This is a genomic window from Weissella cibaria KACC 11862, assembly GCF_000193635.1.
GTDB lineage: Bacteria > Bacillota > Bacilli > Lactobacillales > Lactobacillaceae > Weissella > Weissella cibaria.
On record NZ_AEKT01000058.1, the window covers coordinates 1 to 15101 of the forward strand.

Genomic DNA, 15101 nt, shown 5'->3' on the forward strand with positions numbered 1-15101 from the left:
CACGATATGCACGATATGCACGATATGCACATGAGCCACGGTGACCACGACATGATGATGCACGGTGGCCATATGATGCATATGGGCAACATGAAGCAAAAGTTAATTGTATCGGTTATTCTGACAATTCCGATTATTTTGCTATCACCGATGATGGGGATGGCCCTGCCATTTACGATTACTGGCATTCCTGGCCAGAACTGGTTAGTGCTCGTCCTTGGTTCGATTCTATTTTTCTATGGTGGAACACCCTTCTTTAACGGTGCACGTGGTGAATTGCAAAGCAAACAACCAGCGATGATGACGCTGATTACGATGGGAATTGTGGTGGCGTACTTTTATAGTTTGTATGCCACAATCATGAACGCATTGCACCCTCACGCGATGATAATGGACTTCTTCTGGGAGCTAGCCACGCTAATCGATATCATGTTGTTAGGTCACTTGATTGAAATGAATGCGGTCATGAAGGCTGGTTCAGCGGTCGACGCCTTGGCCAATTTAGTGCCAAAAGCGGCCCACCGCCGGCAACATGATGAACATTATCAAGACACACCCATTGACGAGTTGGATTTGGGCGATGTCGTGCTCGTTAAAGAAAATGAACGCGTGCCGGTTGATGGTCGCGTGTTAACGGGGATGCCAACCTTGGACGAATCACTCTTAACAGGTGAGTCGGTTGGCGTGATGAAACATGAAGGTGACCATGTTGTTGGCGGTTCGTTGAACAGCAACACGCCATTTACGATGACCGTTGCCAAGCAAGCCCAAGATGGTTTCTTAGCGCAGGTCCAACAATTGGTAACCCGAGCACAACAGGCGAAAACAAAGTCTGAAACGTTAGCGGACCGCGTGGCTGGCTGGTTGTTCTACGCGGCCACGATTATTGGCATTTTGGCTTTGGTGGTTTGGACGGTTATTCATGGCTTTGCTTTTGCTTTGCCGATTGCTGTGACAGTGTTCATTATCGCTTGTCCCCATGCGTTAGGCTTAGCAATTCCGTTGGTTGTTGCCCGCTTGACAGGCATTGCGGCACAACAAGGATTGTTGATTCAAAACCGTCCCGCCCTAGAGCAAGTTAATCAATTGCGTTATGCGTTGATGGATAAGACGGGCACGTTGACGGCTGGAAACTTTAAAGTGCAACAAGTCCTAACAACAACGGATGCCATGACGGCGGATGAAATTTTGCAGACCGCTGCTGCCCTAGAACAAGGTAGCACGCACCCAATTGCCACGAGTCTTTTGCAGGCAGTCACTGGAGACTTGCCAACGGTTATGCATCAGGAAACTATTCCAGGTGCCGGTGTGACCGGTATGATTGGGGATGATTACTTTGCTTTGTTAAATATGCCAGCATTACGTGAACGGGGTATCGCCCATGAACACGCCATGTTTGCGTCCCTAGCTGACAAAGGCTATACGGTTAGCTTTTTGGTTAAACATGATACGGTTGTCGGTGTTATCGGGTTGGGGGATGCCATCAAGGATGACGCCCGTCAATTTATTGCAGATCTCAAAGCACAACGAATTACGCCCGTCATGTTAACTGGTGATAATGAAGCGGCTGCCCAAGTAATTGCCCGACAATTAGGGATTGAACAGGTACATGCTAATTTGAAACCGCAGGATAAGGTAGCTTTAGTGACACAATATCAACAACAGGGTGGTGTGATGATGATTGGTGATGGGGTGAATGATTCGCCTGCTCTGGCTCAAGCTGACCTTGGGGTGGCGATTGGCGCTGGGACGGATGTCGCCATTAATGCAGCGGATGTTGTCTTGGTCCACTCAAAGCCAAGCGATGTGTTAACATTGCTGTCATTAGCACGCCAAGCCAAGCGTAAGATGACGCAAAACCTGTGGTGGGGAGCTGGCTATAATCTAATTGCGTTGCCATTAGCAGCTGGTATTCTGATGCCAATCGGTATTCGTTTGGATCCAATGGTTGGGGCCATCCTAATGTCCTTATCCACAATTGTTGTTGCCATTAATGCCATGACGCTTAGGTTAAAATAAATGCAAAAAAGCACGTCGTGATGAAAACGACGTGCTTTTTCTATATCCTGATCATCCCATTAGGACGCTCAATCTGACTCTCTCAAAAAGTCATACTTTTTGAACCACGGATTGTGGGAAAAGTGGTTCACCACGTTCGATGTCGCACCGCCGAGAAAGGGAAAGAGAGAAAAAGGCGATGCGTACAACCGGAACGCTTATTACTTGATTTAGTATGCGTGAATTATTTGCATTTTTTGCAAAAGTGCCAAAGACGGGAAGTTTTGTGTATTTTTAATAAGTGAAATCCCATTTCTCGGAATGCTTGTAAACGCAGCAAAAAAGCCACGTGAGGGGGCACGTGGCTTAATGGGTGGTTAATCGGCATGAAACTAAGGGGATAGGGGGATATCCGATTAACCGGCATCTGAATATGCTAGATTCTAGGGTGCATATCTGCGCCTTGAATGATTATAGTATGCAACAATTTTTGAAACACATAACAAAAGTGCCGAAACTGACGCAAAATGCAAGAAATTTTTCATAACGCCCCTTTAAACCACCATTGTACTGACACAATGTTAGAATAAAGCGTCTAGAAAAAATGAAAGAAGGTGGATGTTGTGGAGAACAAGCCAAAGTTTGTCGGCATTATCACGGCTGCAATTTTGCTCTCAACATTTATGTCAGCGGTTGAAGGAACCGTTATTTCAACCGCCATGCCAACCATCATTGGTTCCTTGCACGGTATCAAGTTGATGAGTTGGGTGTTCAGTATTTATATGTTGATGACTGCAGTTGCAACGCCAATCTACGGTAAGCTTGCCGATTTGATTGGCCGTAAGCCAGCCATGTTATCAGGACTTATTATTTTCTTATTCGGCTCAATGATGAGTGGTATTTCCGACAGTATGGGTGCTTTGATTTTCTGGCGTGCGATTCAGGGAATCGGTGCGGGTGGTATCATGCCCGTCGCCTTTACGATTTTGGCTGATTTGTATCCTATTGAGAAGCGGGCTTCGGTCATGGGACTGAACTCAACCGCCTGGGGTGTCGCCTCGATGGTTGGACCGCTAGTCGGTGGTTATTTGGTACAAAACCTGTCATGGCACTGGGTGTTCTTCATTAACGTACCAGTTGGTTTAATCGCGATTGGTATTTTGGTCTTCTTCTATAAGGATCGCTTCGAACGTCGGAAGGCCACGATTGATTATCCTGGTGTGCTTTGGATGACGATGTTCATTGTTGGCTTGTTGCTGGGTTTGCAAATGATTTCTGAATCACAATGGCTCTTGATGATTGTTTTCTTTATCATGTCAGTACTTGGTTTGTGGTTGTTCATCAAGCGCGAACGAAAGGCCGAGGAACCATTAATTGATTTGGCGATGTTTAAGTCAGTCGACTTTACAGCAGCAAACGCGATTGCAGGTTTGGTAGCGGGGTTCATCATTGCGTATAACGTTTACTTGCCAACATGGATGCAAGCTTTGGGTGGCATGAAGCCATCCGTTGCTGGGTTCGTTGTGACACCAAGTTCAGTGGTTTGGATGTTTGGTGCGATGATTGCGGGTCGTGTGATGGCCAAGCATGGCGCACAATATTTATTCAAGTTTAGTCTGTTTATTGGCACGCTGTATGCCATTATGTTGGCTGTTATGCCAGGGGATGCACCATTTGTATTGTTCTTGGCAACTGGTGTAATCTTTGGTTTGACGATGGGATCAACGATGACTGGGACGACAGTGATGGCCCAACAAACAGTTGCACCAAGCCAAGTTGGGATGGCAACATCATTCAATAACTTGGCACGGGCGATGGTCCAAACAATGATGACAACGGTTTACGGTGTTGTTTTGAATGTGTCGATGGCAATTGCTTTACGTGGTCACAGTAATTTGAAGTTCAATGAATTAAATGAGCTGATTGATCCAAATACGGCTAAGAATTTGCCAGCTAGTCACATTGCGCCATTACGTGACATCATGACGTTTGGGCTACACAATATCTTCTGGGTAGGTGCCTTGTTGATGATTGGGGCGATTGCAACAAATATGTGGGCAACCCGTCAGTTAAAGAAATAAATTTAAAAGGCAATGTGGAAACACATGGCCTTTTTTTCATGGATTTACGCAAAAAACACCCTGAATTGACGAAATGACCTTATAATAAGTGGGTGAATGAGCGCGTGTTAGGGAGAATGAAAAATGGATTGGATGCTGGAAAAGAAGGAACGGCAAAAGATTGAATTACTGACGTATTTGAAACGGCAGATTCAAGGCGAAATTTCAGTTAAGGAAATCGGTGAAGCTTTGTCGTGGTCAAAATACCTGGTTTTGACGGTGGCGAGCGAATTGGTTGCTGATTTAACGTCAATATACGGTGAAGAACAAACTGCTGATAAGTCGTTGCAATTATCAGCGGACGAGAAAAAATTGCTCTTATCCTTGAAACGGCACGTTAATGTTGATGCGGTCATGCTAGTCTATCTGCGTGAATCTTTATATTGGAATTTCATCAAAGAAGTGTTCTTGGAGACTGTGACGTCGTATGAAGAGTTTGCGGAGCGTTATTTAACGACGCCAAGTACAACACGCAATGTTAAAAATCATCTGGCAGAGCGTCTGGCGCCTTTGGGGATTGGTATTGATGATCATTACCATTTTACAGGCGATGAATCCGCAATTCGGATGTTCTTTTTCCGCCTCGCAGTTCGTTATTTTGGTGATCGCGAATTTCCATATGGTGAACAATTGAAACAGCAGGCCGATGAGGGGATCGACCGCTTAGTTGCTTCATTTACGGCAGAACCATTTATTCGCGATTCAAAGCGGATTGCCTTACGCTTCTATTATGCGCTGGCTGCGATTCGAGTACGCGAGGGTCATTTTGTTGACCCGCATAACTTAGATGATATTTTTGTGCCAACGCATGATATGGCGCCAACAACGCAAGCCTTGTTGGCGGAAATGGTGGCCGATTCACTGCAGTATGACACCATCAACGCGGAGCAGGCGGCAGTTGAGGCACGCGAAACCCTTTATTATTTGTATATTTTAAATGTCGTCGGCTCAACGGACTGGGAACATATCATTTCACCAAAGATGCAGCAACGAATTCAAGCGATTATGACGATTGTCGCAGACTATCATCAACGGTATTTTGGTGTTGGCATGACACCAGCTAGCGCGACGCAAATCAGGCGTGAGTTATTGGCGCCTGTGTTGATGTTTGAGTTACATGCGATTGATGTCGGACACCGCCGTTATTTTGACATGGAAGAGGCTTATCGCATGTATCCGGTGTTGGTAGAAATGGCCATTAATGTCAGTCGTGACATTGCGCCGTTGCGAGATCTTACGCCTGAAGAGTCTGAACGCTTGATGTTTGGTTATTTGTTCACGGCGTTTGCGGCTTATCTGGACCAGGCTGATATTTTTGCGCCGATTAAGATTGATATTGATATTACTTACCGGCCGGCGTTAGAAGTGATTTTGAAGCGCATGTTGGCGGGGATGGCGGAGTTTAACATCGTGTTTACGAATCGTTTTGAGGATAATGTTGATTTAGTCATTTCAGATGCCATGTTGGCAGAAGTTGACAGTCGGAACCGATTTGATTGGCAACAACTGCCAACGATTAAACAGATTGCCCAATTACGGTCACGTTTATCGGTCATTAAACGCCAAAAATTCGAAGCACGGTTTAAAGAATTGAACCCCGAAAATGATTAGTAAAACGCCCACCAATCAAGTCAACGATTGGTGGGCGTTTCAGTAGAGGGATAGTCTTTTTGTCAGTAGCATTTGCAGGGCTGGGACATCACGCTATAACGAAGCTTAATAAAGTAGCTTGGTAATCCCTAGACTAAGGGCTACTGTGAGAATTGTGGTGAAAGAGTGGTGAGAAAGACGATGGAACAGAGTAATCGCACGATGAGGATGTATCAATCATTGGCTGAAATTGCGGAGCAGGCACTTCTGAATATGGAGACACAGCAGTCGGCACCAGCTAGTACCACAGCTGAATTGGATCCATCTATTTTGAAAGCTTTTGCTAAGCGACTGGTGAAGGTGCTTGATGAAATTGCGACTGAAGATGAAGTAGCTGAGCACGCCCAATATGTGCAGGCCCGGGCTAGTTTGATGGCAACCATTGAGCAGGTTGCTGATGTCACAGATGCAACAATTAATCATTTGTGTGCAGCTTTAAGTAGCACTCGTGATGCCATTCGGCCACTTCAAATCGCGGCCACAGCTGACAATATGATGGCTCAGCAAGCGTTGGCACAACACTGGCTAGATGTTTATGCACCGGCAAGCGTTGACCCAAGTTTGAGTGAGCCTTATCAAGCGTTACGTGTCACGGTAACCACGAATCGGTTTGGCCTGCTACAGGCTTTAGGTGTGTTCGACCATGAATTGGTCGCTTTTCACCGCGAAAGTCGGGAATTTTTGGATGAATTGGTTGGTGGCTTATATTTGAAGGTTGCGCAGTATCAATTGCTACAATTTGCTGATCTGGTGAACTTCTTTTCAGCAGCTCACCTGTACGTGGCGATTGCCTCGGCGCCAGAGGAATACATGGTCATCGGTCAATTAATTCAACAGTTGGAACCAGTACTAAGCGATAAGATTATGTCGCTATCTGATTTGCCAACGGTTGCTGCGTATGTGCAGGATTTGTACACTAACGCAGCGATGGTTTGGCAATCTAATGCAACGCTGACTCCTGAATCTGACCGTTTGATGGCTGAGAGCCAAGCCACACTTGCCCAAGCTGCAACGCGTGATGATTATCGCTCAGTTGTGGCATTGTTACGCCAAGTTCGTTTCGAACAGCCAACGTTGGCTAATTAATGAGCGTATTGTTCAATCAAGGCGACAAAGTCAGGTAAGCTAATGGCCCAGGCAAGCGCAGAAGATAAATTATCCCATTGAAAAATAACATCCGATTCAGGCGTACCGTCTTGATTGAAAACGCGAAGAGTCATGAGACCGAATTGACTGAAGCTAGGTAAGCTACGAATTTCACGACCGTTGGCTAAATCAATACGGCCGAATCCGTTATTGTTATAAAAGCTGGTGATTTGATCATTGTTCATGGTAGGTACCCCCCCATTCTTTCAGTATTGTACTAATCCGATATGTCCCAGATTTGAGCTAATTTCGCGACCTTTGCGTCTGTTTGTTATCCAATTGCGCTAAAATTCGTTAAATCGTGCCAATTGTGGTCCAAATCAACTTTTTGTAAGTATAACGGTTATACTAATTAACATAAAGTAAGTTATCAAACAACGAAGAGCGGGGGATACAACAATGTACAACAAGTTAGAGAACAAGCAATGGATGGTCGCTGGATTGTCAACTTTGGTTATGACGCAAGGACAATTGTCACGTCAAGTTATTGTTGAAAACCGCAAAGTTGATTTGACGACGAAGTAATAATAAAATTCCTGTAGGCATGTCTTAAGAGAAGGTATGCCTACATTTTACATATCTGGCACGGGGTACCGATCCGTTGTGGGAACGGCTTGGAAACATATATGATTCTAGTTATGAGAAATGTCGCGTAACCTTCGCAAGTTAACGACCTAATATAAAGATTTTCAGGGCCACGAAGTTACGCATAATTGCGGAACTTTGTGGCTTTTTTAATGCAACAAGGCAGTAGGGTTCACGGTTATGATGAGAAGAGGGAAAGATAATGAATTTCAAATCATTACACACGGCTGATTTTGAGTCAAAAACACACTACAAAATGTATAAAGACGGTAAGCAATGGATGTTTGCCGGAATTATGGCCATCGCGTTGGGGGCTGGTATTGTTGCGCCTTCACAACAAGCATCAGCAGATACCACTGATGCGGCGACAGTAGCCACGACAACCAATACAGGAACTAGCTCGACCAATAGCAATACGGTGACATTGTCAACGTCGACTAGTACCACTACAACGCCAACGACTGATGCAGCGACAACATCTGCTGACACAGCGGTAACACCAGTTGCCACGGCTGCGACAGTCAGTGCAACGAGTCAATCAACGGGAGCGACCCCGGTTTCGACAGCATCAGCGACGCCAGCACCTAGTGAAACAGCTAGCACAGCGGCATCTAACACGTTGACGAGTAATGCAGTGGGAGCTGGTGATAGTGCTAATAGTGCTATCAAGTCAGCAACTTCTGGTTCAACGGCCGATGGTACCGGTACGCTGGGTTCATATGGTAACAAGGATGCTTACCCATCAATTTCTGGTAATTCAGCAACGTCATCGATTAATAATCAAGGTGCGGTAACGGTTAATAAGAGTGCCTCAACATCAAGTTCAAATTCATTCGATGTGAACATGTCTAAGGCAGCCTCAACGTCAGCAACGACTAACACAAGCTCGGTTGCCGTGACGATTAAGGCACCAAGCAACGCAACGGTTGGTAACATCAAGTACACGGTTGACAGTGCTGGTAACACGGTCGCCGTAACACCTGGTGGTAGTTCATATATTGTGAACCAAATGGGATCGGGGATGACCTCTGATATCATGTCACAAGCTACGAGTACGATTAAGTCTGAATTCGCGGTTGCGTCAAAGAATTCAGTCGCTGCGGTATCTGCTAAGAGTGTGGCTAATAGTTACAGTAATTTGGCAACGTCTAACAAAGCGCAACAACAATCACAACTGGCTAGTGCTAAAACTGCGGGTGATGCAGCGACAAGTACGTCATTGGCAGTGGCTAACCGGATATCTAATTTTGCGTCTAGTTTGAAGAGTTCAAACGTAACTTCTTTTGGTGTGGAATCAGCAGCCTTGTCTAATGCTGCAAGCTACATTAAGGCGGGTGATTGGATTAACGCGGCTACCCAATTGAGTTTAGCCACTAGTTATGCATATGGTGGGGGCCTGGGATTTTCTAAGGACTCAAACTTCAGCTCTTTGACTTCATTGAAAGACAGTTTTACAGGTAAGACGAACTGGAGCCCCGCTCTTAATAATACGATTACTAATTCTGACTATACGGCCTATAACAATTATGTTGCACAATCATCAGTTGCTGCATCAACAGCTTCAAGCTATGCATCAGTTGCTGCAGTTAACTTGTTATCTAGTCAGTCAGCGCAAACGGATTACAATTCATACTCAGCTGCTGCGGTAGCGGCTGCTAAGTCAGCTGCTGATTTGGTAACATCGGCCCGTTCTATTGCAGCTGGTCTGAATACGTCGAGTGCGGTTATTATTCATAATTCTTATTCAGGCGCCAATACGTCAGTGACACAAAGTTACGCTAGTGCAGCAAATAAAGCGGCAAGCAGTGTCACGAATATGTTGAACAAGTCGATGGCCTCATTGAGTAGTGGGTTTGCGTTTAACGTCTCAGATGCAGGTGTTGCGGGAACTTTTTAGGTATCTGCGGGTGGTTATAATCCTGCTACGACAGCAACTCGGCTCTCTTTCGCTTCCAGTGTAGGTAGCTATGCAAAATCTAATGCGGCTAAAAATACTGGCAAATTAGCAACCATGTATAACAGTTTGGCTTCGTATATGGATTATCTGCAAACGTCAGCTGGATCGACGACGCTTGCGCAATTGCAGATGAGTATGCAGTCACAAGGAGCGTTATTCTATTTCGGTGGTGTTGTACCTGGTATGAGTTATTCACCAGACGAATTAACGAGTGCATATGCTGCCTTGTCTGACGCGATGGCGAACTTAACGGACATTACGAATTCGTATACCGTTGCGGCTGATTTGACGAAGAGTGGGTCTGTTTTGACAACTAAGTCGTATGGAACGACATATAATGCAGCACTTGTTGATCAACTGACGTCTGCTTTAACAAATCAAGTTAAGACTGTGAATAATTTGGTTGATAATATCAATCAATACGTTGTAACAACAATTCCGACTTTTGTTGGAAATTACTATGCATACCAGTATCTCAATGCTAAGGATGGTCAGTCATATCGAGATCTTGCGGGAATGTCAGGCACGTGGCAAGCAGTGCAAGATTCAGCCGCAATGATTGTTGACCAGCTGGCTTATCAACAAGCTTCAGATTATGCATCACTATATACATCAATTGCAAATAGTTACCGGGCACTAGGCACGAATGCTGGAAATTCACTGCTGGGAAGTTTGTATGATGCAATGGCATCCGCACAAAATTCAGCGTATTCTGCCATGAAGTCAGCCTATAACTCACAAAGCGTAGAGTTCAATTCATTAAGCCTGGCCGGTGCACTGAGTTTTGGCCTCTTTAACGCAGTCCCTGGTTACATTACGTTAGGAATTACGAACGGAACCAAGGTTGTTGGTAGTCAGCTGGCGTCAAATATTCAAGTGATGATGACGCAAATGAATTCTGGTTTGCAATCGATGACGGATTCATACGCAAGTTTGTTCAATGCTACGTCAGCGGCGGCTGTAACTGATGTTCACTACGGTGCCGTGGCACAAACGCCTGCTACGTCAGGCTTGACGGGTGGTACGTTCATTGACAACAACTACACCACAACGGCAACGGTTAATAATGTTGCCAATACCACAACGACTGACGTGGTTTACCAAGTGGTTGATGAGGGTGTTTTGACATCTTTGGCAGCAACGACGTCTACTGATTCAGCAACGGCGACAGCGATTGCAGCGGCAAAGTCAGTTTTGGCAAACAGTAACGTATCACAACAAGATGTTGATAGTGCCGTGAATGCCATTTGGTTGGCACTTGATCACACAATCGCGCCATCAACAACTGCCGGCAAGACAGGAAGTGCAGCCGTATCAGCTGCCGCAACCGCTACAGCGCCAATTTCGTTGACGTCAGCGGCCCAAACAGTCACGACGACAACAGATTTAAATAACGCTGGAGAAAAGAAAACCTTTACGGTGACTGGATCAGCTAACTACATGAAGCCAACGTCAGTGTTGTTGAAGGACAGTCAAGGAAATACAGTTACGGATTACACCAGTTCAGCAACCTACAATAGCCAAACTGGTCAATTCAGTTTGAACCAGGTTGTTTTGCCAACCCAAGGCGACTACAAGTTGGTCGTTGTTTGGACGGCCCAACCGGATAAGTCGGATATTAATAGTTACAACGGTCAGTCAACGATTAAGTTGGCAACTAGTTGGACGAATTTGGATAAGACGGCGGGCAGTTCATCTGAAACCGTCAATGTCCAGCGTACTTTGGCAGTAAAGGTGTCATTGCAAGTGCAATACACAGATGCAGCGGGTACGGTACACACAACTAATCTGGCAAATGGTCTATTGATTGGAACAGGAACTGTGATTATCAACGATCCACAATTAGGTGCGTACGTTGGGATGACAGCTGACCAAATTTTGTCCTTGGACAAAACAGCTGGTACAACAAATTCAATTTTGCCAGCTGGATATCACTTGTCAGTTAATAGCAACGGTACGTTGTTGATTACTGTGAATGGGACAGCCATTGATAACGGTTCTTATAAAATTGATGCTGATAACGCGACGAACGATGCATTGACTTTGGTGTTGCACGCAGATGCAAACACCCAAATTGCACGTGTTGTTGTGAAGGGCGGCTACTATCCAACCACTGTTTCACAAGGATCGGCAACCGGGGCTACTGGCTCGTCGATTGTCTTTAACACGAACGATACATCTTTGAAGATGCCAGGTGCAACATACACGGTAACTGGACCAGACGGTAAAACGTATGCAAGCTTCAAAGATGCACTAGCAGCCAACCCGACCTTTGACGCAACAAATTGGACTGAAGCCACTGGATCAGATGGCACACGTCAAACATTTACAGTTAACTACGTCTTTAATAAGCAAATTGCGCAACTTCAAGTTGGTGCGCCAAACGCGGGCTTGTCTGAGCAAGTGACTGGTGATACTGATTCTGACATTGCCTTTAAGGCCAGCGATGCTGATCTGAAGAAGGCAGGCTTTACGTACACGGTAACGGCGCCGGATGGCATCGTTTACGCGTCACTTGCGGCGGCATTAGCAGCGACGATGACGGTTAACGGTTCATTAGTGAAGGTCGGTAAGTTTGATGAAACTGACTTTGCGGTTGGCGTTACCGACCCAAGTCAACAAATTTTCAAGGTGACTTACACGCCAGATGCACAATCGGCGACGGTTATTGCTAATAAGGATGGCGTTAACAGTACATTGGAAACAATCACTGGTAAGACGTCAGATAAGTTGGCGTTTACGACCGTTTCAGATGCTACGTTAGCTACGCCTGGGTACACTTACACGGTCGTTGGACCAGATGGCGTAACCTATGCAAGTTTGGCTGAGGCCGTTGCGGCTAATGGGTCATTTGATAATACGGATAACGCGGGAACGGCTGACGAAAGTGTCCAGACGTTTACGGTTAACTACGTCAAGACAACCCAACATGCCACGATTACAATTCATGACAAGTCAACGGGTAAGGTACTTGGTACAGTTACGATTTCAGGTAAGTCAGGGGATGCGATTACCGCGGACCAATTGGCTACAGCTGTCAGTTCAGTGACTGATGCACAACCAAATTATGCTGGCAACATTACGATTACGAGTGATACGGCATCAGGTCAAAACTTTGACTTTAACGATGGGGCAGATCAATCGTTTGATGTGACGTTTGTCCACAATGCCAAGTTGGTATCAACGGATACAACGTATACCGGTTCTGTTTCATTTAAGGGCACTAACTTAGCTGTTAATACGCAAACTGCCGTAGTGACTAAGACTGCTTCAGTTGACGCAATCACTGGTGAAATAATTGATGCCGCCAATGCGGATAACTTTGCAAATTATGTGGCACCATCTTATGCGTTGAAGTCTGGTACCGCACAGGTTGATGCGACGGCTGGAACAGTGACGTTTTCCTATGTTGCAGCAACGTATGTGAAGGGTTACTTTGCAGACAAAAATGGGGTGCAATTGGCATCTTTGAGTGGTAACACGACGTCGACGTCGGCGGTTATTACTTACACCGAGATTAAGACGGTTCCACCAACTTTGCCTGGCGATGCAGCAACTGATGCTAGCGAAGCGGGTAGTTCAGCATCAAAGGCCAGTTCCGCAGCATCTGCAGCGGACTCAGCGGCGACTGAATTCCCAGCAGCGTCAAGCGCAGCTAGTGCAGCAGATTCATCAGCTACCATAGCATCAAGCGCAGCTTCAGAAGCCAGTTCCGCAGCCAGCGTCGCAGCTTCAGAAGCAGCAGTAGCAAGTTCTGCAGCCAGCGCGGCTGATAGTGCGGCAGCTGCTGGCGATAACGCCGCAGCATCAAGCGCAGCTAAGGATGCGAGTTCTGCGGCGTCGGCGGCTTCAAGTGCAGCCAGTGCCGCCTCGAGTGCGGCGGAGGTAGCGTCAAGTGCAGCTAGTGACGCGGAGTCAAGCGCTTCGGAAGCGGCGGCAGTTGCTAAGTCAGAAAGCCAGAGCCAGTCAACGTCAATCAGTACGTCACAGTCTATTAGTCAATCTACGAGTTTGAGTCAGTCGACATCAACGAGTCAGTCTTTGAGTACGTCGACGTCATTGTCAGGCTCGACGAGTTTGTCAAATTCTATTTCGTTGAGTGGATCAACGTCATTAAGCAACTCGACTTCGACAAGTTTGAGCAATTCAACATCATTGAGTAACTCGACTTCAACGAGTTTGAGCGATTCAACGTCATTGAGCAGCTCAACTTCAACAAGTTTGAGCAATTCAACATCATTGAGCAGCTCGACTTCAACAAGTTTGAGTAACTCAACTTCAACAAGCTTGAGTGATTCAACGTCATTGAGTAACTCGACATCAACGAGCTTGAGTGATTCAACGTCATTGAGCAGTTCAACTTCAACAAGTTTGAGCAACTCGACGTCATTGAGCAGCTCGACCTCAACAAGTTTGAGCAATTCAACATCATTGAGTAACTCAACTTCGACAAGTTTGTCAGACTCAACATCGTTGAGTGGATCGACTTCGACAAGTTTGAGCAACTCGACGTCATTGAGTAACTCAACTTCAACAAGCTTGAGTGATTCAACGTCATTGAGCAGTTCAACTTCAACAAGTTTGAGCAATTCAACATCATTGAGCAGTTCAACTTCAACAAGTTTGAGTGATTCAACATCATTGAGTAATTCAACTTCAACAAGTTTGTCAGACTCAACATCGTTGAGTAACTCAACTTCAACAAGTTTGAGTGATTCAACATCATTGAGTAACTCGACATCAACGAGTTTGAGCAACTCAACGTCGTTGAGCAGTTCAACTTCAACGAGTTTGAGTGATTCAACATCATTGAGTAACTCAACTTCAACGAGTTTGAGTGATTCAACGTCATTGAGCAGCTCGACTTCAACAAGCTTGAGCGATTCAACGTCATTGAGCAGTTCAACCTCAACAAGCTTGAGCAACTCGACGTCATTGAGTAATTCAACATCAACAAGTTTGAGCGATTCAACGTCATTGAGTAACTCGACATCAACGAGTTTGAGTGATTCAACATCGTTGAGCAGTTCAACTTCAACAAGTTTGTCAGACTCAACATCGTTGAGCAGTTCAACCTCAACGAGTTTGAGTGATTCAACATCATTGAGTAACTCAACTTCGACAAGTTTGAGCGATTCAACATCATTGAGTAACTCAACTTCGACAAGTTTGAGCGATTCAACATCGTTGAGCAGTTCAACCTCAACGAGTTTGAGTGATTCAACGTCATTGAGCAGCTCGACATCAACGAGCTTGAGCAATTCGACGTCATTGAGTAATTCAACTTCAACAAGTTTGAGTGATTCAACGTCATTGAGCAGTTCAACTTCAACAAGCTTGAGTGATTCAACGTCATTGAGCGGTTCAACTTCAACAAGCTTGAGTGATTCAACGTCATTGAGCAGCTCGACCTCAACAAGCTTGAGCAACTCAACGTCATTAAGTAATTCAACTTCAACAAGTTTGTCAGACTCAACATCGTTGAGTAACTCAACTTCAACAAGTTTGAGTAACTCGACATCAACGAGCTTGAGTGATTCAACGTCATTAAGTAACTCAACTTCGACAAGTTTGTCAGACTCAACGTCATTGAGCAGTTCAACCTCAACGAGTTTGAGCGATTCAACGTCATTGAGCAGCTCGAC

8 protein-coding genes are annotated in these 15101 nt (G+C 45.5%); 7 read left to right on the forward strand and 1 reads right to left on the reverse strand.

Annotation, left to right across the window (positions count from 1 at the left end):
* Positions 1–6 precede the first annotated feature (6 nt).
* From ESE_RS0111090 to ESE_RS0111105, 4 genes are all read left to right on the forward strand, one after another.
* Positions 7–2019 (forward strand): copper-translocating P-type ATPase, encoded by a 2013-nt coding sequence (locus ESE_RS0111090; protein WP_080553248.1) that lies wholly within the window; start codon positions 7–9, stop codon positions 2017–2019.
* A 602-nt stretch (positions 2020–2621) separates the two neighbouring features.
* Positions 2622–4079 (forward strand): MDR family MFS transporter, encoded by a 1458-nt coding sequence (locus ESE_RS0111095; RefSeq protein ID WP_010375327.1) that lies wholly within the window; start codon positions 2622–2624, stop codon positions 4077–4079.
* 123 nt (positions 4080–4202) lie between these two features.
* A complete protein-coding gene (locus tag ESE_RS0111100) occupies positions 4203–5729 on the forward strand; it encodes a helix-turn-helix domain-containing protein (protein WP_010375330.1) in 1527 nt (508 codons plus the stop codon).
* A 180-nt stretch (positions 5730–5909) separates the two neighbouring features.
* Complete coding sequence (locus ESE_RS0111105; protein WP_010375332.1) at positions 5910–6854, forward strand: hypothetical protein; 945 nt, start codon at positions 5910–5912, stop codon at positions 6852–6854.
* Here ESE_RS0111105 and ESE_RS0111110 read toward each other — a convergent pair.
* Positions 6851–7099, reverse strand: a complete 249-nt coding sequence (locus tag ESE_RS0111110; protein ID WP_010375334.1) for a hypothetical protein — start codon at positions 7097–7099, stop codon at positions 6851–6853. The genes ESE_RS0111105 and ESE_RS0111110 overlap by 4 nt on opposite strands.
* Before the next feature lie 214 nt (positions 7100–7313).
* Here ESE_RS0111110 and ESE_RS12595 point away from each other — a divergent pair, with 214 nt between their 5' ends.
* From ESE_RS12595 to ESE_RS12310, 3 genes are all read left to right on the forward strand, one after another.
* The gene (locus tag ESE_RS12595) at positions 7314–7439 is read left to right on the forward strand and encodes a hypothetical protein (protein WP_010375336.1); all 126 of its coding nucleotides are present in this window, start codon (positions 7314–7316) and stop codon (positions 7437–7439) included.
* A gap of 262 nt (positions 7440–7701) precedes the next feature.
* A complete protein-coding gene (locus ESE_RS0111120) occupies positions 7702–9396 on the forward strand; it encodes a KxYKxGKxW signal peptide domain-containing protein (RefSeq protein WP_010375338.1) in 1695 nt (564 codons plus the stop codon).
* A gap of 138 nt (positions 9397–9534) precedes the next feature.
* On the forward strand, positions 9535–15101 hold a 5567-nt coding region (locus ESE_RS12310; RefSeq protein ID WP_420191723.1), incomplete at its 3' end, for a beta strand repeat-containing protein.

Coding starts and splice junctions, on each gene's coding strand:
- ESE_RS0111105 (WP_010375332.1), top strand. CDS start 5,910: ATGGAACAGAGTAATCGCACGATGAGGATGTATCAATCATTGGCTGAA.
- ESE_RS12595 (WP_010375336.1), top strand. CDS start 7,314: ATGTACAACAAGTTAGAGAACAAGCAATGGATGGTCGCTGGATTGTCA.
- ESE_RS0111110 (WP_010375334.1), bottom strand. CDS start 7,099: ATGAACAATGATCAAATCACCAGCTTTTATAACAATAACGGATTCGGC.
- ESE_RS0111090 (WP_080553248.1), top strand. CDS start 7: ATGCACGATATGCACGATATGCACATGAGCCACGGTGACCACGACATG.
- ESE_RS0111120 (WP_010375338.1), top strand. CDS start 7,702: ATGAATTTCAAATCATTACACACGGCTGATTTTGAGTCAAAAACACAC.
- ESE_RS0111100 (WP_010375330.1), top strand. CDS start 4,203: ATGGATTGGATGCTGGAAAAGAAGGAACGGCAAAAGATTGAATTACTG.